Source organism: Microterricola viridarii, assembly GCF_900104895.1.
GTDB classification, from domain to species: Bacteria; Actinomycetota; Actinomycetes; order Actinomycetales; family Microbacteriaceae; genus Microterricola; species Microterricola viridarii.
On the sequence record NZ_LT629742.1, the window covers coordinates 1,853,039 to 1,879,350 of the forward strand.

General features: G+C 70.5%; 23 protein-coding genes. 16 read left to right on the forward strand and 7 right to left on the reverse strand.

The features are described from left to right. The first annotated feature begins 1 nt into the window (after position 1). The 5 genes from BLT62_RS08425 to BLT62_RS08445 all read left to right on the forward strand — a co-directional run bounded on the left by BLT62_RS08425 (position 2) and on the right by BLT62_RS08445 (position 5,814). Entirely contained in the window at positions 2-1,018 is a 1,017-nt protein-coding gene (locus BLT62_RS08425) for an ABC transporter permease (RefSeq protein WP_083363650.1), read from the forward strand. 100 nt (positions 1,019-1,118) lie between these two features. Then, positions 1,119-3,401, forward strand: coding sequence for an exo-beta-d-1,3/1,6-glucosidase (locus BLT62_RS08430; RefSeq protein ID WP_407937561.1), 2,283 nt, complete (start codon positions 1,119-1,121; stop codon positions 3,399-3,401). 55 nt (positions 3,402-3,456) lie between these two features. Continuing rightward, positions 3,457-4,389 carry a metallophosphoesterase gene (locus BLT62_RS08435; protein WP_083363651.1) on the forward strand — a complete coding sequence of 311 codons (933 nt, stop codon included), beginning with the start codon at positions 3,457-3,459 and terminating at the stop codon, positions 4,387-4,389. Further along, positions 4,386-5,303, forward strand: coding sequence for a tyrosine recombinase XerC (locus tag BLT62_RS08440; RefSeq protein WP_231919403.1), 918 nt, complete (start codon positions 4,386-4,388; stop codon positions 5,301-5,303). Before BLT62_RS08435 ends, BLT62_RS08440 begins: the two co-directional genes overlap by 4 nt. 55 nt (positions 5,304-5,358) lie before the next feature. After that, the gene (locus BLT62_RS08445; protein WP_083363652.1) at positions 5,359-5,814 is read left to right on the forward strand and encodes a GNAT family N-acetyltransferase; all 456 of its coding nucleotides are present in this window, start codon (positions 5,359-5,361) and stop codon (positions 5,812-5,814) included. Positions 5,815-5,870: 56 nt separating this feature from the next. On the opposite strand, the gene BLT62_RS08450 is transcribed toward BLT62_RS08445, so the two are convergent. Continuing rightward, entirely contained in the window at positions 5,871-6,422 is a 552-nt protein-coding gene (locus tag BLT62_RS08450; protein ID WP_172829670.1) for a murein hydrolase activator EnvC family protein, read from the reverse strand. A 264-nt stretch (positions 6,423-6,686) separates the two neighbouring features. Here BLT62_RS08450 and rpsB point away from each other — a divergent pair, with 264 nt between their 5' ends. The 9 genes from rpsB (at position 6,687) to BLT62_RS08495 (ending at position 13,317) form a co-directional block, all read left to right on the forward strand. Beyond that, the gene (gene rpsB, locus BLT62_RS08455) at positions 6,687-7,604 is read left to right on the forward strand and encodes a 30S ribosomal protein S2 (RefSeq protein WP_083363654.1); all 918 of its coding nucleotides are present in this window, start codon (positions 6,687-6,689) and stop codon (positions 7,602-7,604) included. Positions 7,605-7,615: 11 nt separating this feature from the next. Beyond that, the gene (gene tsf / locus BLT62_RS08460; RefSeq protein WP_083363655.1) at positions 7,616-8,443 is read left to right on the forward strand and encodes a translation elongation factor Ts; all 828 of its coding nucleotides are present in this window, start codon (positions 7,616-7,618) and stop codon (positions 8,441-8,443) included. Positions 8,444-8,607: 164 nt separating this feature from the next. Continuing rightward, positions 8,608-9,324, forward strand: a complete 717-nt coding sequence (gene pyrH, locus BLT62_RS08465; RefSeq protein WP_083363656.1) for a UMP kinase — start codon at positions 8,608-8,610, stop codon at positions 9,322-9,324. 41 nt (positions 9,325-9,365) lie between these two features. Continuing rightward, positions 9,366-9,920, forward strand: a complete 555-nt coding sequence (gene frr, locus BLT62_RS08470) for a ribosome recycling factor (protein ID WP_083363657.1) — start codon at positions 9,366-9,368, stop codon at positions 9,918-9,920. Positions 9,921-9,928: 8 nt separating this feature from the next. After that, entirely contained in the window at positions 9,929-10,948 is a 1,020-nt protein-coding gene (locus BLT62_RS08475; RefSeq protein WP_083363658.1) for a phosphatidate cytidylyltransferase, read from the forward strand. A gap of 38 nt (positions 10,949-10,986) precedes the next feature. After that, a complete protein-coding gene (locus tag BLT62_RS08480) occupies positions 10,987-11,538 on the forward strand; it encodes a DivIVA domain-containing protein (RefSeq protein ID WP_231919404.1) in 552 nt (183 codons plus the stop codon). A 39-nt stretch (positions 11,539-11,577) separates the two neighbouring features. Next, positions 11,578-12,240 (forward strand): aggregation-promoting factor C-terminal-like domain-containing protein, encoded by a 663-nt coding sequence (locus tag BLT62_RS08485; protein WP_083363660.1) that lies wholly within the window; start codon positions 11,578-11,580, stop codon positions 12,238-12,240. Positions 12,241-12,271: 31 nt separating this feature from the next. Then, complete coding sequence (locus BLT62_RS08490; protein ID WP_083363661.1) at positions 12,272-12,571, forward strand: hypothetical protein; 300 nt, start codon at positions 12,272-12,274, stop codon at positions 12,569-12,571. Beyond that, the gene (locus BLT62_RS08495) at positions 12,568-13,317 is read left to right on the forward strand and encodes an alpha/beta hydrolase (protein WP_083363662.1); all 750 of its coding nucleotides are present in this window, start codon (positions 12,568-12,570) and stop codon (positions 13,315-13,317) included. The genes BLT62_RS08490 and BLT62_RS08495 overlap by 4 nt, the downstream gene beginning before the upstream one ends. A gap of 12 nt (positions 13,318-13,329) precedes the next feature. Here the strand turns inward: BLT62_RS08495 and BLT62_RS08500 are convergent, their stop codons facing one another. Then, entirely contained in the window at positions 13,330-14,394 is a 1,065-nt protein-coding gene (locus tag BLT62_RS08500) for an AI-2E family transporter (protein WP_083365389.1), read from the reverse strand. Between the two features lie 47 nt (positions 14,395-14,441). Beyond that, positions 14,442-16,055 carry a DivIVA domain-containing protein gene (locus tag BLT62_RS08505; protein ID WP_083363663.1) on the reverse strand — a complete coding sequence of 538 codons (1,614 nt, stop codon included), beginning with the start codon at positions 16,053-16,055 and terminating at the stop codon, positions 14,442-14,444. A 263-nt stretch (positions 16,056-16,318) separates the two neighbouring features. On the opposite strand from BLT62_RS08505, the gene BLT62_RS08510 reads away from it, so the two are divergent. Further along, complete coding sequence (locus BLT62_RS08510; protein WP_156786292.1) at positions 16,319-18,154, forward strand: hypothetical protein; 1,836 nt, start codon at positions 16,319-16,321, stop codon at positions 18,152-18,154. Further along, on the forward strand, positions 18,151-19,137 hold the full coding sequence (locus BLT62_RS08515; protein WP_083363665.1) for a tetratricopeptide repeat protein: 987 nt from the start codon (positions 18,151-18,153) through the stop codon (positions 19,135-19,137). Before BLT62_RS08510 ends, BLT62_RS08515 begins: the two co-directional genes overlap by 4 nt. 141 nt (positions 19,138-19,278) lie before the next feature. Here the strand turns inward: BLT62_RS08515 and glgB are convergent, their stop codons facing one another. From glgB to glgX, 4 genes are all read right to left on the reverse strand, one after another. After that, positions 19,279-21,507: a 1,4-alpha-glucan branching protein GlgB gene (glgB, locus tag BLT62_RS08520; RefSeq protein WP_083363666.1), complete on the reverse strand. Its 2,229-nt coding sequence runs from the start codon at positions 21,505-21,507 to the stop codon at positions 19,279-19,281. Position 21,508: 1 nt separating this feature from the next. Next, entirely contained in the window at positions 21,509-23,644 is a 2,136-nt protein-coding gene (locus tag BLT62_RS08525; RefSeq protein ID WP_407937562.1) for an alpha-1,4-glucan--maltose-1-phosphate maltosyltransferase, read from the reverse strand. 61 nt (positions 23,645-23,705) lie between these two features. Then, positions 23,706-24,203, reverse strand: a complete 498-nt coding sequence (gene ybaK, locus BLT62_RS08530) for a Cys-tRNA(Pro) deacylase (protein WP_083363668.1) — start codon at positions 24,201-24,203, stop codon at positions 23,706-23,708. A gap of 28 nt (positions 24,204-24,231) precedes the next feature. Continuing rightward, a complete protein-coding gene (glgX, locus tag BLT62_RS08535; RefSeq protein ID WP_083363669.1) occupies positions 24,232-26,295 on the reverse strand; it encodes a glycogen debranching protein GlgX in 2,064 nt (687 codons plus the stop codon). Between the last annotated feature and the right edge of the window lie 17 nt (positions 26,296-26,312).

Here is a 26,312-nt window from a genome sequence, read left to right on the forward strand (position 1 = left end):
CATGACCTTCCCCACCACCGCACTGAACGCGGTCACGCCCCCCGCCAAGAAACCCCAGACGCGCCGCGCGGGCTGGTCGAAGCTCACCCAGTCCTTTGCGATGTTCCGCAACGGCAAGTCGATCACCGGCCTGGCGATCCTCGGCTTCTTCGTTCTCGTCGCCGTGTTCAGCGATGTCATCGCGCCCTACGGGCCGCTGGACAAGGACTTCACGGCTCTCCGCCAGCCGCCCTCCCTCACCCACCTGCTCGGCACCACCCACATGGGCGAGGATGTGCTGAGCCAGCTCATCTACGGCACCCGCGGAGTGCTGGTCGTCGGCTTCCTGGCCGGCATCATCGCCACCGTGATCGCGGTCGCGATCGGTGTGACGGCGGGGTACGTCTCCGGCGTGCGCAGCGAGTCCCTCTCCGCGCTCACCAACGTGTTCCTGGTGCTGCCCGGCCTGCCGCTCATCATCATCATCGCCTCGCAGTACGACAACCCGAGCCTGCTGCTGATCTCCGCGGTGCTGGCGATCACCGGCTGGGCGTGGGGGGCGCGCGTGCTGCGGGCGCAGACGATGTCGCTGCGCAACCGCGACTTCATCCAGGCCGCCCGCGCCAACGGGGAGCCGCTGCACCGCATCATCCTCGTCGAGATGCTGCCGAACCTCACCGCCATCATCGCCTCCAGCTTCGTCGGCACCGTCACGGCCGCCGTGCTCGGCCTGACCACACTCGCCTTCATCGGCGTCATCCCGATCACCAACCTCAACTGGGGCACGATCCTGTTCTGGGCGCAGCAGAACGGCGCGTTCCCCGACTTCTGGTGGTGGTACATCCCCGCCGGTCTCTGCATCGCGGTGCTCGGCATGGCCCTGTCCCTGATCAACTTCGGCATCGACGAGTACGTGAACCCGCGGCTGCGCTCGGCCGGCGAGCGGGCGCGCGCGCTCCGCAAGAAGGGCGTGAAGTTCACCGACAGCGTCACCGCGGTGCGGACGCCGTCCGCTGCGGAGCCAGCCCGCACCGAGTAGCACCGCACCCACCGCCTCATTAGACCGGCCAGCGCAGAGCGGCCGAAGAACGACCTCGCGCCCAGCACATGAGCCGCGCGCGAGAACTAGGAGACTGACCGTGAGCACCGACTCGCACTACCTCGACCACACGCTTCCCACCGCCGCACGGGTCGCCGACCTGCTCGGCAGGATGAGCGTCGAAGACAAAGTCGGCCAGATGCTGCAACTGGACGCGCGGGACGACCTCGCCGACCAGGTGCTGCAGAAGCACGTCGGCTCCATCCTGCACGCCTCACCGGAGCGTGTGATCGAGGCGCACGCGCTCACCGCGCGCACCCCGCTCGGCATTCCGCTGCTCGTGGCGGAGGACTGCATCCACGGCCACTCATTCTGGGGCGGGGCGACCATCTTCCCCACCCAGCTCGGGATGGCCGCCTCCTGGGACGCCGAGCTCGTCGAGCGCGTCGCGCGGGCGACGGCGGTCGAGGTCGCGGCCACGGGCATCCATTGGACCTTCTCTCCCGTGCTCTGCATCGCCCGCGACCTGCGCTGGGGCCGGATCAACGAGACCTTCGGCGAGGACCCGTTCCTGATCGGCGAGCTGGCCTCCGCCATGGTGAGGGGATACCAGGGCGACGGGCTCGCCGACCCGACCGCGATTCTCGCCACGGCCAAGCACTTCGCCGGCTACTCGGAGACCCAGGGCGGGCGGGACGCCAGCGAGGCGGACATCTCGCGGCGGAAGCTGCGCTCCTGGTTCCTGCCGCCGTTCGAGCGCGTCGCCCGGGAGGGCTGCAGCACCTTCATGCTCGGCTACCAGAGCACCGACGGTGTGCCGATCACCGTCAACGACTGGCTCCTGAACGACGTGCTGCGCGGGGAGTGGGGCTATACCGGAACGCTCGTCACCGACTGGGACAACGTCGGCCGGATGGTGTGGGAGCAGCAGGTGCAGCCGGACTACGCGCACGCGGCCGCCGCGGCCGTCAAGGCCGGCAACGACATGATCATGACCACGCCCCGGTTCTTCGAGGGAGCGCTGGAGGCCATCGAGAGCGGCCTGTTGCAGGAGGGCGACCTGGACGCTGCGGTCTCGCGCATCCTCACCCTGAAGTTCGAGCTCGGCCTGTTCGAGAACCCCCGGCACCCGGACGCCGCGCGCCAGCAGGCGGTCATCGGCAGTGCCCCGCACGCGGAGTTGAACCTCGAGGTCGCCCGACGCTCGCTGGTGCTGCTGCGAAACGACGGCATCCTGCCGCTGGATGGCGGCCTCGCCGCCGCCGACGGGCGCGCCGTCGGCACGGGCCCGGCGCGTCGCATCGCCGTGATCGGCCCGGTCGCCGACGACGCACAGAACCAGCTCGGAGACTGGGCAGGCAACTCGGGCCAGGCCGGCTGGCTGCCGGACGGCCACCCGCGCGAGATGATCACGACCGTGCTCGACGGGCTGCGCCGCTTCGTACCGCAGGACTGGGCCGTGAGCCACGCGCGCGGTGCCGACATCCTCGAGCTCGCGGTCGACCCGGAAGGCGAGTTCTTCCCCGACGGCCAGCCGCGCCCGCAGGTCGTCATCCCGGCCGAACCCGATCAGGCCATGATCGACGAGGCCGTGCGGGCGGCCCGGGACTCCGACGTGATCGTCGCCGTCGTCGGCGACCACATGGAACTCGTCGGCGAGGGACGCTCGACCGCGACGCTGGAGCTGATCGGCGGCCAGATCGCCCTGCTGGACGCGCTCGCCGCGACGGGCACGCCGATGGTCGTGGTGCTGCTGGCATCCAAGCCGCTCGTCCTGCCGCCCTCCGCGCTGGACGCCGCCGCGCTCCTCTGGGTGGCAAGCCCCGGCATGCAGGGCGGTCGGGCAATCGCCGAGTTGATCCTCGGACTGATCGAACCCTCCGGGCGCCTGCCGATCTCCTTCGCTCGTCACGTCGGGCAGCAGCCCACGTACTACAACCAGATCCGCGGGCAGCACGGCAGCCGCTACGCCGACCTCACCCAGGCCCCGGCGTTCGTGTTCGGCGACGGGCTCTCCTACACCGAGGTGGAGTACTCCGGGCTGCGGGTGCTCCACGACGAGCTGGCGCCCGGCGACGTCGTGCGGGCCGAGCTGGAGCTCCGCAACACCGGCTCGCGGCCGGCGCGGGAGACCGTGCAGCTCTACGTCAGCGACACGGTGACCTCCGTCAGCTGGGCAGACAAGGAGCTGAAGGCCTTCCGGAACGTCGAGCTGGCGCCGGGTGAGTCCCGGACGGTCGCCTTCTCGCTGCCCGTCGCGGAGTGCACCATCGTCGACGCGGCCGGCGAGCGCATCATCGAGGCCGGCCGGTTCGAGCTGCTGGTGGGGCCGTCCTCGCGGTCGGAGTCGCTGCTGCGGGCGCCGTTCACCGTCGTGGCCTAGTCGGTGGGCCGTCGTAAGGTGGTGACCGACGGCGTTCAAACGGTGAGGAGTCAGCATGACCGGCATCCAGATGGGGCAGTACCCGCCCGCGCAGTTCCTGATCGCGCATCTCAGCGACACGCACTTCCTGGGCGCGGATGCCGCCGGCAGCCCCCGGCCGCTCTACGGCCGGGTCGACACGGACAGCCAGGCCGCGGCCGCGATGCGCAGGCTCCGCGGCCTGGGGGTGCCGCTGGACGCGATCGTCGTCACCGGTGACATCGCCGACCTTGCGGAGGACGCCGCCTACCGGCGGGTGCGCGCGCTGGTCGAGCCCGTCGCGGAGGAGCTCGGCGCCGCGCTCGTCTGGGTGATGGGCAACCACGACGAGCGGTCGGCGTTCCGCCGCGAACTCCTGCGTGCGGCTCCATCCGCCGGGGACGCGCCGGTCGACAGCGTCGACGACGTCCGCGGGCTGCGCATCATCACCCTGGACAGCACCGTGCCCGGCTACCACCACGGCGAGATCACCCCCGAACAGCTGGGCTGGCTGCGCGGCGTGCTGGCGACGCCCGCCCCGCACGGCAGCATCCTGGCCCTGCACCACCCGCCGATCCCGACGCCGCTCGCGGCGATGACTGTGCTCGAGCTGCAGCAGCAACAGGCGCTCGCCGACGTCATCCGGGGCAGCGACGTCCGCGCCATCCTGGCCGGCCATCTGCACTACTCCAGCACCAGCCTGTTCGCCGGCGTCCCCGTCTCCGTCGCGGCGGCCACCTGTTACACGATGGATGTCGCGGCCGCCGACCGGGAGCTCGTCGGCGTCAACGGCGGGCAGTCGATGAATCTCGTGCACGTGTACGCCGACCGGGTGGTGCACTCCGTCGTGCCGCTCGCCGAGGCACCGGTCGTGACCCACTTCGAGGCCGGCTTCCTCGCGCGTCTCGAGGCGCTCGACGACGCCGGGCGCCGGGAGCTCTTCTCCCGGAAGACCGCCGAGCAGCCGTGAGCGCCCCCTTTGACGAGGCGATCGAGCAGTTCGCGCTCTACCTGCGGGTGGAGCGCGGCTTCTCGCCCAACACCGAGCGGGCCTACCGACAGGACCTCCGCTCGCTCGCGAGCTTTGCCGAGGCGCGCGGTGCCGCCGGGCCGGAGGGAGTCGACCTCGCGCTGCTGCGGGACTGGCTCTGGGTCGGCACCGAGGCGGGGCTCGCCCGCGCCAGCATCGCCCGCCGCGCCGCATCCGCCCGCGGCTTCACCGCGTGGCTGACCCGCACCGGCCGGGTCGAGAACGACCTCGGACTGCGGCTGCGCGCGCCGAAGCCCGGCCGCGCCCTGCCGCGGGTCCTCGCCCAGCCGCAGATGAGCGACCTCCTGGGCGGTCTGACCGCGCGGGCCGCGGAGGGCGAGCCGCAGGCCCTGCGCGACCTGGCCCTGATCGAACTGCTCTACGCCTCCGCGCTGCGCGTCTCCGAGCTCGTCGCCCTCGACGTGGACGCGCTGGACCTGGACCGGCTCACGGTGCGGGCGCTCGGCAAGGGCAACAAGGAACGGGTGGTGCCGTTCGGCGTTCCCGCGCTCTCCGCCCTCGTCGACTACCTGCGCCGCGGCCGCCCGGCGCTGCTGCCGGGGGAGGCGCCCGCCCCGCGGGCGCTCTTCCTCGGCGCCCGGGGCGGCCGGCTCGGCACCCGGGCCGTGCACACCCTCGTCGCCCGGCTCCTCGCCGATGTGCCTGGCGCGGGCCCGGCCGGCCCGCACGCCCTGCGGCACACCGCCGCGACCCACCTGCTGGACGGCGGCGCCGACCTCCGCGCCGTGCAAGAGCTGCTCGGTCACGCCAGCCTCGGCACGACCCAGATCTACACACACGTCTCGACAGAGCGGCTGCGCGAGAGCTACCGGACGGCACACCCGCGCGCCTGAGCACCTGGTCTCGGCCACAACCGCCAGGGGTTGCCGGGGGTCGTAGAGTGACCGGATGAGCTATCTCGTCGACGACTCCCGCGAACGCATCGACCCCGACTTCGTCTGGGGCGCGCTGCGCGAGGCGTACTGGGCGAAGTGGCGCAGCCGTGAGGACGTCGAGGCGCAGATCCGTGGAGCGTGGCGGGTGATCGGCGTCTACGACGAGCGCACGGGGGAGCAGGTCGGCTTCGCGCGCGCGGTGTCCGACGGTCTCGGCTTCGCGTACCTCGCCGACGTCATCGTGGCCGAGGCACACCGCGGCAACGGCCTGGGCGCGAGGATCGTGCAGGCGATGATCGACGACGGCCCCGGCGCGCACTTCCGGTGGACGCTCTTCACGAGCGACGCGCACGGCCTGTACGAGAAGTTCGGGTTCACGGACCCGGGGCCGACAGCCCTCGTGCGCCCGGCCGCCGAGCGGCCGGAGCACCCGACCCAAGCGTCGCCCTCGCCCGCACGCCCCCGCTAAGGCGCGCCGCCGAGCACGCCGTTCAGCCGCGCACGCCGTTCAGCCGCGCAAGCCGTTCAGCCGAGCGGCAGCAGCACGGCCCGCTGCAGGCCGCCGAGCAGGAGCATCGGCGACACGTACGCGCCGCGCTGGCGCACCCCGAAGTGCAGGCAGCCACCGTCGCAGTGCCCGCCCGTCGCGACGACCCCGATCCGCTGGCCCGCTGCGACCGTGTCGCCGGCGACCAGGTCGCTCTCCAGCGCCTCATAGGAGCTGACCAGCTCGCCGTCGTGGCGGATCGCGAGCACGGGCCGGTCGACGACGACGCCGGCGAAGGACACGCTGCCGGCGGCCGGGGCGAAGACGGCGGTGCCGACGGCCGCCTCCAGATCGATGCCGCGGTGCCCGGCCGCATATCGGGTCGCCGGCGCCTGGAACCCGCGCACCACGATGTGCGGGATCCCCAGCGGCCAGTCCCACCGGGCGGGCTCGCGTGCCGTGGGGTTGACAGGGCCGGAGGGCGCGTGCGCGGGCGCGGCGGGCGGGGGCGCTGGCGGGGTCGCGCCGGCGCCGAGCGCGAGCGCGGCCAGAAGCGGGATCAGCAGCACGCGGCGGGTCGAAGTGGGCATGGATCGAGCCTGTCGCGGCGCCGGAGCGCCAGGGAGCAGGCGCCCGGATCTGTGGACAAGCGCCCGGGTTGCGGCGGTGTGCAGGGGAGGCATCGATGCTGTTAGACTTTCCCGAGCAGTGCTGTGTGCACTGACTACGCGTGCCCCTCAGGCAACACTTCCCTTCGGTCCTTACTTCGTGAGAAGCGGGTCGGTCGTGTGCCGGGCACCAGGAGTGGTGATCGACCGGTCACCACGGAAACCGAGAACAAGGAGACCGCCACCATGGCCGTCGTAACCATTCGCCAGCTGCTCGACAGCGGCGTGCACTTCGGGCACCAGACCCGCCGTTGGAACCCGAAGATGAAGCGCTTCATCCTCACGGAGCGCTCGGGCAGCCACATCATCGACCTCCAGCAGTCGCTGACCTACATCGACCGCACCTACGACTACGTCAAGGAGACGGTTGCCCACGGTGGCACCATCCTCTTCGTCGGCACCAAGAAGCAGGCTCAGGGCTCCATCGCCGAGCAGGCTCAGCGCGTCGGCCAGCCGTACGTCAACCAGCGCTGGCTCGGTGGCCTGCTCACCAACTTCCAGACGGTCAGCAAGCGCCTCGCACGCATGAAGGAGCTCGAGGAGCTCGACTTCGACGACACGACCAAGGGTTTCACCAAGAAGGAACTCCTCATCAAGAAGCGCGAGCTCGACAAGCTTCACAAGTCGCTCGGCGGAATCCGCAACCTCACCAAGACGCCTTCGGCTCTGTGGGTTGTCGACACCAAGAAGGAGCACCTCGCCATTGATGAGGCGCGCAAGCTCGGCATCCCCGTCATCGGCATCCTCGACACCAACTGCGACCCGGACGAAGTCCAGTACCCGATCCCGGGCAACGACGACGCCATCCGCTCCGTTGGCCTGCTCACGCGCATCATCGCCGACGCAGCAGCCGAGGGCCTGATCCAGCGCCACCAGAAGCCCGAAGAGGGTGCAGAGGTCGAGCCTCTCGCCGCGTGGGAAGCCGAGCTTCTCCAGGCTTCTGAGACCGCCGCTGACGAGACCGCTCCTGCGCAGTCCTCCGCCGAGACCGAGAAGGTTGCCGACGTCGCGCTTGCCGCCGTCGAGGCCGACTTCGTCGAGGGTGAAGTTGCTGCGGTTGTTGCCGAGGTTGCTGCAGAAGACGCAGCCGCCGAGACCAAGTAAGGACCCCACGTATGGCTAACTTCAACATTGCCGACCTGAAGGCGCTGCGCGAGCAGCTTGGTACCGGCATGACCGACACCAAGAACGCTCTGGTCGAGGCTGAGGGCGACGTCGCGAAGGCGACCGAGATCCTGCGTCTCAAGGGTGCAAAGGGTAACGCCAAGCGTGCCGACCGCTCCACCAGCGAGGGCCTCGTCGCCGTCCAGGAGACCCCGGGCGCCGTCACGATGATCGAGCTCGCGTGCGAGACCGACTTCGTTGCGAAGAACGAGAAGTTCATCGCCCTGTCGGAGAAGGTGCTCGAGGCTGTTGCAGCCGCGGGCGCCGGCACCGTCGAGGAGGGCCTCGCGGCCCCCGTCGACGGCGGCACCGTTGCAGACCTGATCGACCAGCAGGCCGCAACCCTCGGCGAGAAGGTGGAGCTGCGCCGCGTCGTGTCTCTGACCGGCGACGCCGTTGCCGTCTACCTGCACCGCACGTCCAAGGACCTGCCGCCGCAGATCGGTGTTGTCGTCTCCTACAGCGGTGACGACGCCGAGACCGCTCGTGCGATCGCTCAGCACATCGCGATGTTCGACCCGCAGTACCTGACTCGCGACGAGGTTCCGGCCGAGATCGTCGAGAAGGAGCGCGAGATCGTCACCGAGATCAGCCGCAACGAGGGCAAGCCGGAAGCGGCTCTGCCCAAGATCGTCGAAGGCCGCCTCACCGCGTTCTTCAAGCAGGTTGCCCTGCTCGAGCAGGACTACGCTCGCGACAGCAAGATTCAGGTCAAGAAGGTACTCGAAGACTCCGGTCTGAACGTCACGGGCTTCGCCCGCTTCAAGGCCGGCGCCTAGTACGCCATGGAGGAGTCCGGATCACCTATGTGATCCGGACTCCTTTTCTGTGCCTGAACCGATTGGTTCGGGGGCCGCGGCCCGGGCTGAAGCCACGCCGCCCTGCCCAAAGCACAGCGCAACACACTAAGTTTTCAGATACGCACTCGGAAGGATCCACTCGCATGACTACGACGGAAAAGAAGCGCAGGGTTCTCCTCAAGCTCTCGGGCGAGGCATTCGGCGGCGGCTCGCTGGGCGTGAACCCGGATGTCGTCAGCAGCCTGGCCCGCGAGATCGCAGAAGCGGCGAAGACCGTTGAGGTCGCAATCGTCGTCGGCGGCGGCAACTTCTTCCGCGGCGCCGAGCTCTCCCAGCGCGGCATGGACCGCGGTCGGGCCGACTACATGGGCATGCTGGGCACCGTCATGAACGCCCTCGCCCTGCAGGACTTCCTCGAGCAGGCCGGCGCGGAGACCCGCGTGCAGTCCGCCATTTCGATGACCCAGGTCGCCGAGCAGTACATCCCGCGCCGTGCAGAGCGCCACCTGGAGAAGGGCCGCGTCGTCATCTTCGGCGCCGGCGCCGGGCTTCCCTACTTCTCCACCGACACCGTCGCCGCACAGCGCGCGCTGGAGATCTATGCCGACGTCGTGCTCGTCGCCAAGAACGGCGTCGACGGCGTCTACTCCGACGACCCCCGCACCAACCCGGACGCGCACAAGATCGAGCACATCACCTACCAGGAGGCGCTGCAGAGCGGCCTCAAGGTCGTGGACTCGACCGCGTTCAGCCTGTGCATGGACAACGGCATGCCGATGCAGGTCTTCGGCATGGCCCCGCAGGGCAACGTGACGGCGGCGATCCTGGGCTCGGACCTCGGAACCATCGTCAGCAACTGACAACAACTAAGCTTGAACCACCATTACCTGAAGGAGTCACCGTGATCGCGGATGCCCTGTCCGATGCCGCCACCCGTATGAGCAAGGCTGTTGAGGTCGCCAAAGACGACTTCGCCAGCATCCGTACCGGCCGTGCCAACCCTCAGCTCTTCCAGAAGATCATGGTCGACTACTACGGCACGCCCACCCCGCTGGCCCAGCTGGCGTCGTTGGCGAACCCCGAGGCGCGCACGCTCCTCGTCACGCCCTACGACAAGGGTGCGCTGCGCGACATCGAGCAGGCCCTGCGCAACGCCCCGAACCTCGGCGCCAACCCGTCCAACGACGGCAACGTCATCCGGGTGACCCTGCCCGAGCTGACAGAGGAGCGCCGCAAGGAGTTCGTCAAGATCGTGCGCACCAAGGCCGAGGACGCCAAGGTCGCCGTGCGCAACATCCGCCGCAAGGCCAAGGACGAGCTCGACGCGCTGAAGAGCGAGGTCGGCGACGACGAGGTGGCGCGCGGCGAGAAGGAGCTCGAAGCTGTGACGAAGACGCACGTCGACGCCATCGACGAGGCGTTGAAGCGCAAGGAAGCCGAACTGCTCGAGGTCTAGGGCTTCCCATGCAGAGTGTTCCGGATGCCGACCCATCGCCGCCCAGCGCGCCGAACGGTCGAGGGGCGAAAGCCGAGTTGCGGGCGCAGGTGAAGGCCAGGAAGGCCGAGCTGCGCGCGCAGGCGCAAGCCACCAAAGCCGATATTGAGCGTGGGCTCGATGGGGCCAGGGCGCATCTGGACGCCACCAACGAGCGGATCAAGGCCCGCACCGGGCGCAACCTCATCCTGGCGATCCTGATCGGGCTCGCGCTCGGCACGGTGACGCTGTTCAGCCTCATCGTCGTCAAAGAGATCTTCATGATCTTCGCGATCGTCCTCGTGCTGTTCGCCAGCTACGAGTTCGCCTCCGCGCTGCGTGCGGGCGGGCGGCAGGTGCCGCGCATCCCCACGGTGATCGCGGCCATGGCCGTGGTGCCCGCCGCGTTCTACGGGGGAGCGGCCGGCCAGTGGGTGTCCATCCTGCTCGGCACGCTCTTCGTCGTGCTCTGGCGGCTCGTCGAGCAGGCGGTGCCGTCCCGGCGCACGCCGGGCCCGGCGCTGCTGCCCGACCTCGGCGCCTCCGTCTTCGTGCAGATCTACGTCACCTTCCTCGCCAGCTTCGCCGTCGTGCTCGTCGGCCAGGACGGCGGCGAGTGGTGGACGCTCGCGTTCCTGATCGTCGTGATCGCGGCGGACACCGGTGCGTACGCCAGCGGGCTGATGTTCGGCAAGCACCCGATGGCGCCCGTGATCAGCCCGAAGAAGACGTGGGAGGGCTTCGCGGGCGGCGCCGTGGCGACCATCATCGCCGGTGTGCTGCTCGGCCTGTTCATGCTCGGCCAGCCCTGGTGGTTCGGCCTGATCTTCGGCGTCGCCATGCTGCTGAGCGCGACGCTCGGCGACCTCGCCGAGTCGCTGATCAAACGCGACCTCGGCATCAAAGACATGAGCTCGTGGCTGCCCGGCCACGGCGGCTTCCTCGACCGGCTGGACTCGATCCTGCCGTCGGCGGCTGTCGCCTTCGTGCTCTACCTGATTTTCGTGTGATGACCGCGAAGCGCAACGACACAGAGGAGAAAAGTTCGGTGAGTACGACCTTTCCCCGGGCCCGCCGCCCCAAACTCGGCTACAAGGTCGAGCAGGTTGAGGAGTTCCTGCGGCTCGCCCGCGCCGTCTACGACGGCACGGCCCCGGCCGACACCACGCTGAGCGCCGACGGCATCCGCCGCACCGCCTTCGCCATGGCGAAGAATGGCTATTCGACCGCGCACGTGGATGCCGCCCTGGAACGCCTCGAGGACGCCTTCGCCGCCCGCGAGCGCGAGCAGGCCGCGCAGGCGATGGGTGACGCCGCCTGGTTCCAGGAGGCCCGCAGCAGCGCGCAGGAGATCCTGAACCGGATCGCGCGCCCCGCGAAGCACCGCTTCCAGCGGGTGAGCTTCCTGACCATCGGCTACAGCGTCGAGGACGTCGACAAGTTCGCCACGCGCCTGGCCTCGTACTTCGAGAAGGGCACGCCGATCACGGTCGACGATGTGCGCACCGTGGTGTTCCGCCCGCAGCGCGGCGGCTACCGCGAGGTCCAGGTCGACATCGTGCTGGACGCCGTTGTCGACGTCATGCTGGCCGTGCGTTGATGGACTCCCGTCGCGATTCTCCGCTAGCATCGGGGGATCGTGGGTAGACACACCGGAATCCTCCAGCCCGTCCACAGCGGCATCGCGCCCAGGGCCCGCTACCAGAGACCCCGAACCCGCGGCCGTGCGGCACTGTTCAGCTTCGCGTTCACCGCCGCCGTCGCCTTCGTCCTGGTCAGCATCGTCGACCCGTACTCCGGCGCCGTCGCGTCCCCGTACTTCCAGCTCGGCGACCGCTTCGGCGGGCAGCCGGCGCAGGCCGTCGCCATCTCCGGCGACTTCACGAACACCGTCGTGCACGACAGCTATGACGCGGAGGCGCCCGCGCCGCCGCCGCCCGCCGCCGTCGAGACCGCATCCAGCTCGTCAGGCTGGGCGCCTCCCGCCGTCAGCCCGGACCCCGGCTCGGCGCAGGCCTACGCCCAGGGCGCCGTTGCCGCCCGCGGCTGGGGCTCCGGCGAGTTCGACTGCCTGGTCGCCCTGTGGAGCCGCGAGTCCGGTTGGCGGGTCAACGCCTACAACGCGTCCAGTGGCGCCTACGGCATCCCGCAGTCGCTGCCCGGCTCCAAGATGAGCTCGGCCGGCTCGGACTGGGAGACCAACGCCGGAACGCAGATCGAGTGGGGCCTCGGCTACATCAGCGGGCGCTACAGCTCGCCGTGCGGCGCGTGGGCCCATTCGGAAGAGTCCGGCTGGTACTAGGCCGGGCCCGCCCGCTGCCTAGAATGGGTGCATGCCCCGCAACAACCGCCCCTCCCGCCGTGCCTCAGGGCAGCCGGACGACGAGCAGAACGGCCTCGGCCGGCTGCTGTCGGGGTGGAAGCGCGTCGAGCAGAAGCGCGACGGCGAGTGGTGGGTGCAGCCCGTCGGCGGCTCTCAGGCCGGCAAGGTCTATCTCTGCCCCGGATGCCGGCTCGACATCACCCCCGGCGTCGCCCATGTGGTCGCCTGGCGCGCAGACGGCCTGATGGGCGACGACGCATCGCTGGCTGACCGCCGGCACTGGCACAGCCACTGTTGGAGGCTCAAATGACGCACACCGCCGAGATCGCACCGGGCTCGCCCATCCGCGGCGCCATCGAACTGCCCGCGCTCCGCGAGGAGATCGAGCTGCACACCAGCGACGGTCTGACGCTCGTCGGCGAGCTGGCGCTGCCGGTCGACCGCCCGCCCGTCGCCACCCTGGTCACGCTGCACCCGCTGCCAACGGCCGGCGGCTTCATGGACTCCCACATCCTGCGCAAGGCCGCCGCCCGGCTGCCCGCGCTGGCCGACCTCGCGGTGCTGCGCTTCAACACCCGCGGCACCTCGTCGCCGCGCGGCACCAGCGACGGCCACTTCGGCGAGGGCCTGAGCGAGCAGGCGGATGTCGCGGCGGCGATGGCCTTCGTGGCCGAGCGCGGCCTGCCGAACCCGTGGCTGCTCGGCTGGTCGTTCGGCACAGAACTGGCCATCAAGTACGGCCTGGAGCACCCCATCGCCGGGGCCATCCTGCTCTCACCGCCGCTGCACCGCGCCAGCAGCGAGGAGATCGGCGCCTGGGCGTCTGCCAGCGTTCCGCTGATCGCGCTGATCCCCGAGTTCGACGACTACCTCCGCCCGGTCGAAGCCGCCGAGCGGTTCGCCGTCGCCCCGGCCACCCGGGTGATCCCGGTCGAGGGCGGCAAGCACCTCTGGGTGGGGGAGAAGCAGACCGCGCGGGTGCTCAACGAGATCGTCGAGGCCGTCAACCCCGCCGCGGGCCCGCTGCCGGAGGTCTGGCCCGGCTACGCAGCCTGAGCGGAATGCCGCCTAGAGCGCATTCTGCCGAGGGATGACCACCTGCTTGATGATGAGCAGGATGGCGGCCGCGGTGGGGATCGCGATCAGCGCGCCGAGCAGGCCGAGCAGTGAGCCGCCGGCCAGCGCCGCGATGACGACGACCGAGGCGGGCACCGCCACGGCCTTGTTCATGATGCGCGGGCTCAGCACGTATGCCTCGACCTGCATGTAGATGATGTAGTAGATGGCCGCGACGAGCGCCGTCAGCGGCGAGCCGAGCCCGGGGATCAGGCAGACCAGCACGATGATCACCGAGCCGGTGATGGTGCCGACCAGTGGCACGAGCGAGAACGTGAACGCCAGCAGGGCCAGGACCGCCGGGAACGGCGCCTGGATGATGCTGAGGAAGATGAAGCTCAGCGCCCCGTTGACGAAGGCGAGTGTGACCTGGCCGACGACGTAGCGGCCGACGGACTGCGTGATCTGCTCGCTGAGGTCGGAGAAGCGCTCCCGCTTGCTCGCCGGGACGAGCTGGTAGAGGCCCCGCTTCATCGACGGCAGGCTGCCGGCGAAGTACAGCGTGAGGATGAGCACGATCACGACGCCGAACACGCCGGAACCGAGCACGGCGGCGAACTGGAGCACGCCGCCGAACAGGCCGGCAAGCTGGTCCGGGTTCGTGACAAAGTCGTTGACGGCCTTGGTGACCGCCGCGACGATCTCCTCGACCTGCAGGTTGGGGAACGTCTCCTGCAGCGCCGTCACCAGCTCACCCGAGAGGAAGCGTCGGGTGAGCTCCGGCACGAACTGGATCAGCTGGTCGACCTGCTGGCTGATGATCGGGATGACGGCGAAGACCACGCCCGTGAGGGCCGCCACCACGGCGCCCAGCACGCTGAGGATGGCCGCCCACCGCGGGAAGCGGTGCCGCTCCAGGAATGCGATCGCCGGGTCGAGGCCGAGCGAGAGGAACAGCGCGGCCCCGACATAGGTGAGGATCGTGGAGAGGGAGGCGATCGAAGAGAGGATCAGGATGCCGAGGCCGACGCCGAGCGTCGCCACCAGCCCCAGCCGAAAAGCGTTCTGGATCCTCATCGGCTCCGCCATCACCCGCACCCCCATCGATGGCGGCGAGCCGGAGGTTACTCCGTGTCTGACGCCACCTGCTCAGCCTGCTTCAGCACACCGCGCAGGCTCTCGAAGTAACCGGCGACGGCGTCGCGCTCAATCCTAATCTGGGAGAGGCGGTCCTCGGCGTCCGCCACGAGCGCCTTGGTGCGCTCGGTGGTCTCGGCCAGGCGCGCCGCGGCGGTCGCCTCGGCGTTGCTGATGCTGCGGGCGGCCGTCTCCTCGGCGTCCTCCAGGATGGCGCGGGCCTCGTCGCGGGCGCCGTTGCTCAGCCTGTTGGCCTCCGCCCGGTTCTCCGTCGCCCGGCTGATCGCCTCGGCGAGCTGGGCGTTGGCGTCGTCCAGGAACTTCTGGGTCTGGGCGACGGCCTCCTGGTGGCGCTGCAGGTGATCCTGCTCCGCCTCGTCCCGGCGGGCCTTCAGCTCGACGTCGAGGTCAATGCGGGCCTGCTCGATCTCGCGGCGCATCTTCTGCACCTCGTGGCCGGTCTTCTTGCGGCTGGCGGTCAGCTGGTTCTCCAGGTCGATGCGGGCCTGCTCGGCATCCGCTTCGAAGTCGGCACGGGCCTGCTCCTGCTCGAGGGCCAGGTCGGCGCGGGCCTGCTCGGTGTCACCGTCGTGGCGGGCGCGGGTGCGCTCCAGCTCGTGGCTGAGCTTGAGGCGGGCGGTCTCGATCTCGCGGGCGAGGTCGGTCTTCTCCTGCTCACGCGTCTGCGCGATGTCGGCGCGGCTCTGCTCCAGCTCGCGGGCGAGATCGGTGCGACCCTGCTCCAGCTCGATCGCCAGTCCGGCACGGGCCTCGGTGATCTCGGCGGCGAGGGCCTGCCGGGATTCCGCGCTCTCGCGCTCCAGGTCCAGGCGGGCCTGCTCGTTGTCGCGGGCCAGGTCCAGGCGGGCCTGCTCGGTCTCGCGGGCGAGATCTGCGCGGGCCTGGTCGAGTTCGAGGGCGACCTCCGAACGGGTCTGCTCCGTCTCCTGGGCGAGCCCGGCGGCGGCGGCGCGGGCCTCGGAGGCCTCCCGGTTGGCGACGACGACGACCTCGGCGGCCTCGCGCTCCGCCTCGGCGCGGATGGCGGCGGTCTCGCGCTTGGCGGTGGCGCGGAGCTCGGCGGCCTCGGTGGCGACGGCGCCGCGGATGGCGGCGGCATCCCGCAGCGCCTCCTGGGTGATGAGCTCCTGCTCGTCGTGCACGCGGGCGACGATGTCGTCGGCCTCGAGCCGGGCGGCCTCGAGCAGGCGCGCGGCCTTGGCCCTGGCGTCGCTCACGGTGCGCTCGGCCAGCGATGCGGCCTCCGTGCGCAGCTTCTCCACCTCGCCGGCAGCGGAGCTGCGCAGCTTCTCGGCGTCGATGTCGGCCTGGGCGATGAGGCGGGTGGACTGCTCCTCCGCCACGCGCAGGGTGTTCTCCAGCTTGGTGCCGAGGCCGGAGAACGTCGGGCTGCCGACCTCTTCCAGCTCGGCGGAGAGCTCGTCGATGCGGATGCCGAGGCGCTTGATCTCCTTGGCGGCATCCACGCCGTGCGCATTCGACTTGATCAGGTCACGGCGCAGGCCTTGGATGGCCTTGTCGACCTCGTCCTTGTCGTAGCCCCGGAATACCTGGGTGAACTCGGTCTCGTCGGTTGCCACGATCGCTCTCCTTATAAGTCGGTCAGAGCAGCGCAATGAGGATCACGCTGCGAGCCTCACTGATTTTAGCGGCATTTTCTGGGGGTTGCCGACGGCCACACAGCACTATTGGATGGCTGGTTGGGGTTGCTTTCAGCTAGTACCGATAGTCTCAAATGTCTTTGGCTGTTGCCATTTCGACCTGTGAGCGGCGCATTCGCGCTGTTGCACGGCGCCCCCGCGCCTGTGCGGTCGTGGTTTCAGGCAACAGAAAAGGAGAGTTCGTGCGCTTTGTTCTTGCGATTGTGGCGTTTGTCGCCGCGGCCTGCATGATTGCGCTGGGCATTGCCCAGCGCACCGTTTTTCTTGAGCCGGCGAGCGTCTCTGTTGGCACGACCGTGGAGGGCAATGGCCCGTTCACCGTCATCGACAGCGACGCGCTGCTGGCACACGAGGGTGCCCAGACGGTCTCGATCCGCGGTTCCGGCGACACCTTCATGTCGTACGGGCGCACCGCCGACATCGAGGCGTGGCTCGGCGACATCGACTTCACCCGGGTGAGCTACGACGAGGACGCCAAGGAGCTCGCCACCACGGTCGTGCGCGGGCAGACGGTCAACCCGATGGACCAGGCCCGCGTGCCAGAGGTGAACTCGAACGGCCTCCCGGCCACCGCGCCCAACCCCAACCCGCGCGGCTCTGACCTCTGGCTGGAGGAGTGGTCGGGGGAGAACTCGATCTCCGCCACCGTCAACGTGCCGGACGGCATCTCGGTGCTGGTCGCCACCGACGGCACCGCGCCCGCCCCGAAGAACATCCGCCTCTCCTGGCCGCTCGACAACTCCACGCCGTGGGCCGGACCGCTGATCGCCGGCGGCGCCCTGCTGCTGCTGGTCGGCCTGGTTCTCTACCTGTTGGCGCTGCTGCACCTGCGCCGTTCCCGCGGCCCGCGCCGCAACCTGCCGAAGGGCCCCAGGATGCCGAAGCTGCCCCGCGCGCCCAAGCCGAAGATGATCAAGGCCAACCAGATCACCGGTGCCCAGCGCAAGTCGATCGGGCGGTCCTCCCGCATCGCCGTCCTGCCCGTTCTGCTGATCTCCGGCCTCGCGCTCTCCGGTTGCTCCGCCTCGTTCTGGCCGGACATGTCGGCCCCGTCCACCGCGTCGGCGACGCCGACACCGGACGTGACCGCTGCGCAGGAGGAGTTCGACGAACTGCCGCCGCCCGCCGTCACCGTGCCGCAGCTGGAGCGGATCGTGCGCAACGTCGCCGTCACCGCCAACGAGGCGGACAGCACGATGAACGCCGAGCTGTTGCCCGCGCGCTTCACCGGTCCCGCACTGCTCGAGCGCCAGATGAATTACCAGATCCGGGCGGGCTTCCCCGAGCAGGCGCTGCCGGCCCCGATCCCGGCGTCGCCGCTGGAGATCATCCTGCCGCAGCAGAACTCGAGCTGGCCGCGCACGGTGCTGACCGTCATCCTGAACGAGGAAGACCCGACCATCGCGCCGATGACGCTGGTGCTCACGCAGAACAGCCCGCGGGAGAACTACCAGGTCGAGTACGCGATCACCCTGGCCGCCGACGCCGTCTTCCCGGAGGTCGCGCCGGCCAGCATCGGCGCCCCGCCGGTGGCACCGGACACCAAGTTCCTGGTGATGGAGCCGGACAAGCTCGCTGCCGCCTATGGCGACGTGATCCTCAAGGACACGGAGAGCGAGTACTACACGCTCTTCGACATCGAGCACGACAGCTTCGTGCCGCAGGTGGGCGTCGCGGCCACGGCCGAGCGCCGTGCCGCGCTGCCCGCGACGACCGACCTGACCCTGACGAATGAGCCGGGACCGGGCAACACCGTCGCGCTCGGCACCATCGATTCCGGCGCCGTCGTGGCCGTCAACCTGTACCAGATGGAGAGCGCCACCCCGAACGACAACGGCACGGTCGAGTTCAAGGCCAGCCCGACGAAGTCGCTCTCCGGGGTGGAGAAGACCACGAAGGGTCTCACCTCGACCCGCAGCGACCAGTTGTTGTTCTATGTTCCCGCCCAGGGCTCCGACGAGAAGATTCGCCTCCTCGGCTTCGCCCACAGCCTCATTGCCGCATCGGAGATCCCGTGACCAACGTTCCCCCCTCAGCAGCCAGCCTCCGCGGAGCCGTCGACCTGAGCTCGCTCGTGCAGCGGGCCAACGCCCCGACACCGGCGCCCGGCCAGGCGGCCGGCGCGCCCGGCCAGCCGGGTGCGCCCGTGCAGATTCCGAGCCTCGTGCTGGAGGCCGGCGACGCCAACTTCGGCGAGGTGCTCGAGCTCTCGCAGCACGTGCCCGTGCTCGTGGACCTCTACGCCGACTGGGCGGAGCAGAGCACGGCGCTCAGCGACGTGCTGCGCCGCGTCGTCGCGGGCCTCCGCGGCCGGCTGGTGCTGGTGCGGGTCGCCGTCGAGGCGAACCCGCAGCTGGCGCAGGCCTTCCAGGCCCAGTCGGTGCCGACCGTCGCCGCCGTGATCGCCGGCCAGCCGGTTCCGCTGTTCGCCGGCTCCATCCCGGAGGCGCAGCTGCTGGACATCGTCGAGCAGCTGCTCGAGCTGGCCGCCCAGAACGGCGTGACCGGCAGTGCCGTCGCCGCCGACGCGGGCGCCGAGGGCGTCGACGGGGCAGCGGCTGAGCCCGCGGAACCCGTCGAGGAGCCCCTGCCGCCGCTGCACGCCGAGGCGTACGAGGCCATCGAGCGCGCCGACTACCCGGCCGCCATCGCCGCGTACAAGACGGCGATCGCGCAGGATCCGCGCGACGAGCTGGCCGTGGCCGGCCTGGCCCAGGTCAGCCTGCTGCACCGCCTGACCGGGAAGACCGTGCAGCAGATCCGCACGGCCGCCGGCGCCGCACCGGACGACCTGGACGCCCAGCTCGACGTCGCCGACCTCGACCTCTCCGGCGGCCACGTCGCCGACGCGTTCGACCGGCTGCTGACGCTGTTCCCGAAGCTCGACGCCGACGGCAAGAACCGGGTGCGCGAGCGGATGCTGGAGCTGTTCGAGGTTGTCGGCACGACCGACCCGCTCGTCATCGCCGCCCGCCAGCGCCTGGCGATGCTGCTCTACTAGGCCGCTCCGGCGACCAGCCGTCGAAGCCCCGGATCCTGTTGGCTCCGGGGCTTCGCTCGTTCCTCGCTCAGCCGACGTGGGGATTCACGTTGGCTCGAGGGAGCGCCAGCGACCGAAGCCAACAGCACCGTCAGCGGGACGCTAGCCCTCGTGCAGCAGCCAGATCGCGCCGAGCGGCGGCAGGGCGATGCTGGCGGATGCCGGCCGGCCCGCCCACGGGGTGTCCACCGCTGTGACGCCGCCGAGGTTGCCCACCCCGGACCCGCCGTACTCGGCGGCATCCGTGTTGAGCAGCTCGCGCCAGCGCCCGGCCAGCGGCAGGCCGACCCGGTAGTCGCCGTGCGGCACCCCGGCGAAGTTCACCAGGCAGGCGATCGTCTGCCCGGCCCCGTCGCGGCGGAGGAACGAGACGACGTTCTCTGCGGCCGCGCCGCCGTCCAGCCACTCGAACCCGGCCGAGTCGTGGTCGAGCGCCCAGAGCGCCGGGTGTGCCAGGTAGGCCCGGTTGAGCTCCGCGACGAGGTCGAACACGCCGCGGTGGCTCGGCTGGTCCAGCACCCACCAGTCCAGCCCGCGCTCCTCGCTCCATTCCGACGGCTGGGCGAACTCCTGCCCCATGAACAAGAGCTGCTTTCCCGGGTGGCACCACATGAAGGCCAGGTAGGCTCGCACGTTCGCCAGCTTCTGCCAGTGGTCGCCGGGCATCTTGCCGAGCAGCGAGCCCTTGCCGTGCACGACCTCGTCGTGGCTGATCGGGAGCAGGAAGTTCTCGCTGAACGCGTACAGGAACGAGAAGGTGATCTCGCCGTGGTGGTGTGAGCGGTACATCGGGTCGACCTGCATGTACTGCAGCGAGTCGTGCATCCAGCCCATGTTCCACTTCAGCCCGAAGCCGAGCCCGCCGCTGACGGTGGGGGCGGTGACCCCGCCCCAGCTGGTGGACTCCTCGGCGACCATGACGATGCCGGGGTTGCGCTTGTAGGCGGTGGCGGTGACCTCCTGCAGGAAGGCGATGGCCTCCAGGTTCTCGTTGCCGCCGTGGACGTTCGGCTCCCACTCGCCGGCCTCACGCGAGTAGTCCAGGTAGAGCATGGAGGCCACGGCGTCCACCCGCAGGCCGTCGACGTGGAACTCCTCCAGCCAGAACAGGGCGTTCGCGACGAGGAAGTTGCGCACCTGGCGCTGCCCGAAGTCGAACACCAGCGTGCCCCAGTCCTTCTGCTCGCCGCGGCGCGGGTCCGGGTGCTCGTACAGCGGCTCGCCGTCGAAGTTCGCCAGCGCCCACTCGTCCTTCGGGAAGTGGCCGGGCACCCAGTCCATCAGCACGCCGATGCCGGCCTGGTGCAGCCGGTCGATCAGGTAGCGGAGGTCGTCGGGGGAGCCGAAGCGGCTGGTCGGCGCGTAGTAGCCGGTCACCTGGTACCCCCAGGAGCCGCCGAAGGGGTGCTCGGCCAGTGGCATGAACTCGACGTGGCTGAAGCCGAGCTCGTGCACGTACTCGATCAGCTGGTCGGCGGCCTCCCGGTAGCCGAGGCCCGGCCGCCAGGATCCGAGGTGCAGCTCGTAGACGCTCATCGGCCCGCTGTGCGGGTCGGTGGCGGCGCGGCGTCCCATCCAGTCGCCGTCGGCCCAGATGTGGTGGCTGCTGGCGACGACGGATGCCGTCTGCGGCGGCTGCTCGGCGGCCGCCGCCATCGGGTCGGCGCGCGTCACCCAGTGGCCGGCCGGGGTGAGGATCTCGTACTTGTACACGCTGCCGGGCTCCACCGCGGGCACGAACAGCTCCCAGACGCCGACGGCGCCGAGCCGGCGCATCGCGTGGCCGATCCCGTTCCAGCCGTTGAAGTCGCCGACCACTCGCACCGCGTGCGCGTGTGGGGCCCAGACGGCGAAGGCGGTGCCGTGAGCGCGGCCGGTCACCCCGGCGTGCTCGCGGCAATGCGCGCCGAGCACCCGCCAGAGCTCCTCGTGCCGGCCCTCGGCGATCAGGTGCAGGTCGAGCTCGCCGATCGTCGGCTGGTAGCGGTACGGGTCGTCGCTCCGCCACTCGGAGCCGTCGGAGTAGCGGGCCTCGATCTCGTAGTCGTGCGGTCCGATGATGCTGAGCCCCTGCCACACCCCGTGCCCGATGTGGTGCAGCTCGATCCGGGCGTCAGTGGAGAGCACCGCCTGCACCTCGGCGGCGAGCGGGCGGAGCGCGCGGATCACGGTGACCGGGTCGGCGATCCCGTCCGCCACGAGGTGCTGGCCGAGCACGGTGTGCGGGTCGGGGTGGCTGCCGGATGCCACGCGCTCCAGGGTCTCCTCCGGCAGGGCGGGGAGGTCGATGCCGGGGCCGGCACCGTCGGGGGACTGCTCGCGCGCGCTCATGTCAGGATCCGTTCTGGCTCGGTCGTCGCGGGGCCCGGCGCGCCTTCGGTGCCGGCGCTGCGGCATCCGCCGGCGCCTGCTGCGCCCGCACCGCCAGGATGTGCACGGGCTCGGTGAAGGCGTCCAGCCGCACGTAGTTGTGCTCGCCCCAGTTCCACAGCTCCCCGGTGACGAGGTTCTCCACCTGGAAGGCGGCGCCGGCGCTCAGGCCGAACAGTTCGGGGTCGAGGTGCACCGTGGTCTCGCGCACCGAGTGCGGGTCGAGGTTCGCCACGACGATGACGGCGTCCTCCCGCCCGTCCGGGCTGTGCGCGGCCGCCAGGTGCTTGCTGTACACGAGCACGGCGTCGTCCTCGCTGGAGTGGAAGCGGATGTTGCGCAGCTGCCGGAGCGCGGGGTGCTCCGCCCTGATCCGGTTCAGGATGCCGAGGTAGAGCGCCAGAGAGCGGTCTGCTGCGGCGGCCCCGGCGAAGTCGCGCGGCTTGTACTCGTACTTCTCGTTGTCGATGGCCTCCTCCGCGCCCGGCCGGGCGACGGACTCGAACAGCTCGAACCCGGAGTACACGCCCCAGCTGGGCGCGGCCGTCGCGGCGATCGAGGCGCGGATGGCGAACGCGGCCGGCCCGCCGAACTGCAGGTACTCGGTGAGGATGTCCGGGGTGTTCACCCAGAGGTTCGGCCGGAGGTAGTCGGCCGTGTCGGTGGCGAGGCCGCCCAGGAACTCCTCCAGCTCCGACTTCGTGTTGCGCCAGGCGAAGTACGTGTACGACTGCTGGAAGCCGACCCGGGCGAGGGCCTTCAGCGGGGCGGGGCGGGTGAACGCCTCGGCGAGGAAGACGACATCCGGGTGCTCGGCGTTGACGACGCCGAGCAGCCACTCCCAGAGCGCCAGCGGCTTGGTGTGCGGGTTGTCCACGCGGAAGATTCGGATGCCCTGGTCGATCCAGTGCCGCACGACGCGCAGCACCTCGGCCCGGATGCCGCTTGGGTCGTTGTCGAAGTTGATCGGGTAGATGTCCTGGTACTTCTTCGGCGGGTTCTCGGCGAAGGCGATGCTGCCGTCCGGCAGCGTCGTGAACCACTCCGGGTGCTCGGCCACCCACGGGTGGTCGGGGGAGGCCTGCAGCGCGAGGTCGAGGGCGACCTCGATGCCAAGCTCCCCGGCGCGCGCCGTGAAGGCGCGGAAATCTTCCAGCGTGCCGAGGTCCGGGTGCACGGCGTCGTGCCCGCCGGCGGCCGAGCCGATCGCCCAGGGCGAGCCGGGGTCGTGCGGGCCGGCCTGCAGCGTGTTGTTCGGCCCCTTGCGGAAGGACTCCCCGATCGGGTGGATGGGCGGCAGGTAGAGCACGTCGAAGCCCATCGCGGCCACCGCGTCGAGCCGGAGCGCGGCGGTGCGGAAGGTGCCGCTCTGCCAAGAGCCGTCCGGGCGGCGCAGCGCGCCCTCCGAGCGGGGGAAGAACTCGTACCAGGAGCCGACGCCGGCCCGCTCCCGCTCGACCCGCACGGTGCGCGGCTCTGTGCGGCTCTCCAGACCGGCCGGCGGCTGCGCGGTGAGCAGCGCGGCGACGGGGCCGCTCGCCCCGCGCTCCAGCCGCACGTCCACATTGACGCCGGTGTCCAGGAGGTCGGCGGCGGCGCTCTGCAACAGATCCTGATCGGATGCCGGCCGCCCCGGCTCCGCGGCGGCACGCTCCAGCAGTGCCGCGCCGGCGGCGAGCATCAGTTCCTCGTCGACGCCCGCGGCGATCTTGACGGCGGCGTTGTGCCGCCAGGTGGCGTAGTCGTCGGCGTAGGCGCGCACCACGTAGCTCCACGCGCCGGGCGCGTCCAGCACCAGCTCCACCTGCCAGCGGTCGGTGCCGGGGGAGACCTCGCGCATCGGATGCCGGCTCTCCGCGCCGCCCGGCCGCCGCAGCAGCAGCTCGACGCCGATCAGGTCGTGCCCCTCGCGGAACGCCGTCGCGGCGAAGGGGACCACCTCGCCGACGTACGCCTTGGCCGGCCAGAGCTCGCCCGGTTGCACCGGCGACGGGTCGAGGACGGGGATCCGGCCCACGCGTGTCGGGGCGGCGGGATCCGCGGACGGCTCTGCCGTCCTCCGGGCCGCGCTGTCGGTGGGCACGCTGTTCTTGGGCACAGTGCGACCGTAGCGCGAATCAGCCCCCGCGTGCGGAAGAAAATGTCACAATCGCGACCGGCTAGGGCCGCCCGATCGGGGCGAAGCTGCCGGAGGTGACGGTGGCCAGATCGTCCGGGCTGAGCTCGATGTCGAAGCCGCGCCGCCCGCCGGAGACGAACACGGTGTCGAACAGGATCGCGCTCTCGTCGATGACCGTCGGGTGGGCGTTCTTCTGGCCGATCGGGCTGATGCCGCCGACGACGTAGCCGGTCTTGCGCTCGGCCAGCTTCGGGTCGGCCATGACGGCCTTCTTGGCGCCGAGCGCGAGGGCGAGCGCCTTGAGGTCGAGGGTGCCGGTGACGGGCACGATGCCGACGACGAGCTGGCCGTCGGCATCCGCCAACAGCGTCTTGAACACGCGGTCCGGGTCGAGCTCGAGCTTCTCAGCGGCCTCCAGGCCGAAGTTCGTCGCGGCGGCGTCGTGCTGGTAAAGGTGCGGGGTGAAGTGGATGCCGGCCTGGCCGAGTGCCACGGTGGCCGGGGTGCCCGCCCCGCTCTCGCTCGTCTTCTTCGCCACGAATGAAACTCCTTGTCGGTGTGTGTTCTCAGTGTGCGCGCAGCAGGCGCATGGAGGTGCCGGCCATGCGCAGCACGGCGCCGGGGGCGTGGTTCTCCAGCCGGGTCGCCCCCAGGCTGTCGTCGGCGGAGTCCCAGAGCGTCTCGTACCAGCCGACGCCCTCGTGGATGGGCAGGGCGACGTCCCGCTCCGACTCGGTGGCGTGCACGACGAGCAGGATGCGGTTGAACTCCTCCTCCACCGGAGTGCTCGCCGCGAGGTACTGCAGGGTGCGCTGTTCTGGCGCGTTCCAGTCCTCCTCACTCATCGGCAGGCCGTCGGCGTCGAACCAGTCCATCTGCGAGGCGCCCGGCACGTGCTCGCCCAGCCGGGCGTAACGCTGGGGGCGGAGGGCCGGGTTCGCGCGGCGCAGGGCGATCAGCCGGGCGGTGACGGAGCGCAGCTGCTCCTGCCAGGGCTCGCGCACCCAGCCCAGCCAGCCGAGCTCGGTGTCGTGGCAGTAGGCGTTGTTGTTGCCGTGCTGGCTGCGGCCGAACTCGTCGCCGGCGGTGAGCATGGGCACCCCGGCGGAGAACAGCAGCGTGCCGAGCAGGTTGCGCATCGCCTTGCGCCGGTCTGCGAGCACCGCCGGGTCTTCGGAGGGGCCCTCCTGGCCGTGGTTGAAGGAGTTGTTGTTGTCGCTGCCGTCGCGGTTGCCCTCGCCGTTGCCGAGGTTGTGCTTCTCGTTGTACGCGGTCAGGTCGGCCAGGGTGAAGCCGTCGTGCGCGGTCACGAAGTTGAGCGAGGCGAGCGGCCCGCGCTCGCCGGAGAAGGTGTTCGAGGATCCCGCCAGCCGGGTCGCGAAGCGGCCGATGCCGCTGCCGGCCGAGCCGCTGCCGCGCTCCCTGGCGATGTCGGTGAGCCAGAAGTCGCGCATGCGGTCGCGGTAGCGGTCGTTCCACTCCGTCCAGCCGTCGGCGAAGTTGCCCGTCTGCCAGCCGTTGATGCCGACATCCCACGGCTCGGCGATCATCTTGACGCCCTGCAGGGCCGGGTCGTCGAGGATCGCCTCGAGCAGCGGGTGCTGCCGGTCGTACGCCACGTTGGCGTCGCGGCCGAGGGTGGCCGCCAGGTCGAAGCGGAAGCCGTCGATCTGCACCTCGTTCGCCCAGTAGCGCAGAGAGTCCAGCACCAGGCGCGCCGGGCCGCCGGCGTCGGAGGGGGCCGTGTTGCCGAAGTCGACCGTGTTGCCGCAGCCGGTCGTGTCGATGTACGCCCCGTGTGCGTCGACCCGGTAGTAGTTCGCGTTGTCCAGGCCGCGGAAGCTCGTGGTGGGGCCGTGCGGGCCCTCCTCGGCGGTGTGGTTGTAGACGACGTCGAGGATCACCTCGATCCCGGCTTCGTGAAGGAGCTTCACCATTCCCTTGAACTCGCGCAGCACGGCATCCGGGCCGGCCGCCTGCGCCGCCGCGGTCGCGTAGCCCGCGTGCGGGGCGAAGAAGTTCAGCGTGTTGTAGCCCCAGTAGTTGCGGAGGCCCTGCTCCAGCAGGCGCTGCTCGCTGAGCAGGGCGTGCACGGGCAGCAGTTCGACGGCCGTCACCCCGAGCTCGCGCAGGGCCGCGATGGATGCCTCGTGCGCCAGGCCGGCGTAGCTGCCGCGCAGCTCGGCCGGCACCGCCGGGTTCAGCTTGCTGAAGCCGCGCACGTGCATCTCGTAGATGACGGACTCGTCCAGCGGGGTGGCCGGCTTGACCGCGCCGTTCCAGTCGAAGCCGTCGTCGACGATGACGCTCTGCCAGAGCCCGTCCGTGCGGGAGAGCCCGCGGGCGTACGGGTCGACGAGCAGCCGGTCCCGGTCGAAGGCGTGCGGCGCTGCGCCCGGCCCGTCCGCGCGCAGGGCGTAGCGGCGCCCGGGGACGAGGCTCCGGCTGCGGCCGTGCCAGATGTCGTGGCCGCCCCTGACCATCGGGATCGACTTCAGCACCCGGCCGGGCTCAGCCTCGTCGAAGACCACGATCTCCATCGCGGTCGCGCTGGCCGACCAAACCCGCAGCTCGCCGCCGCCACTCGTGGCGCGGAAGCCCGGGCCTGCGGCGATTCTCCCGGGACTCATGCGATCTACAGTAGTGA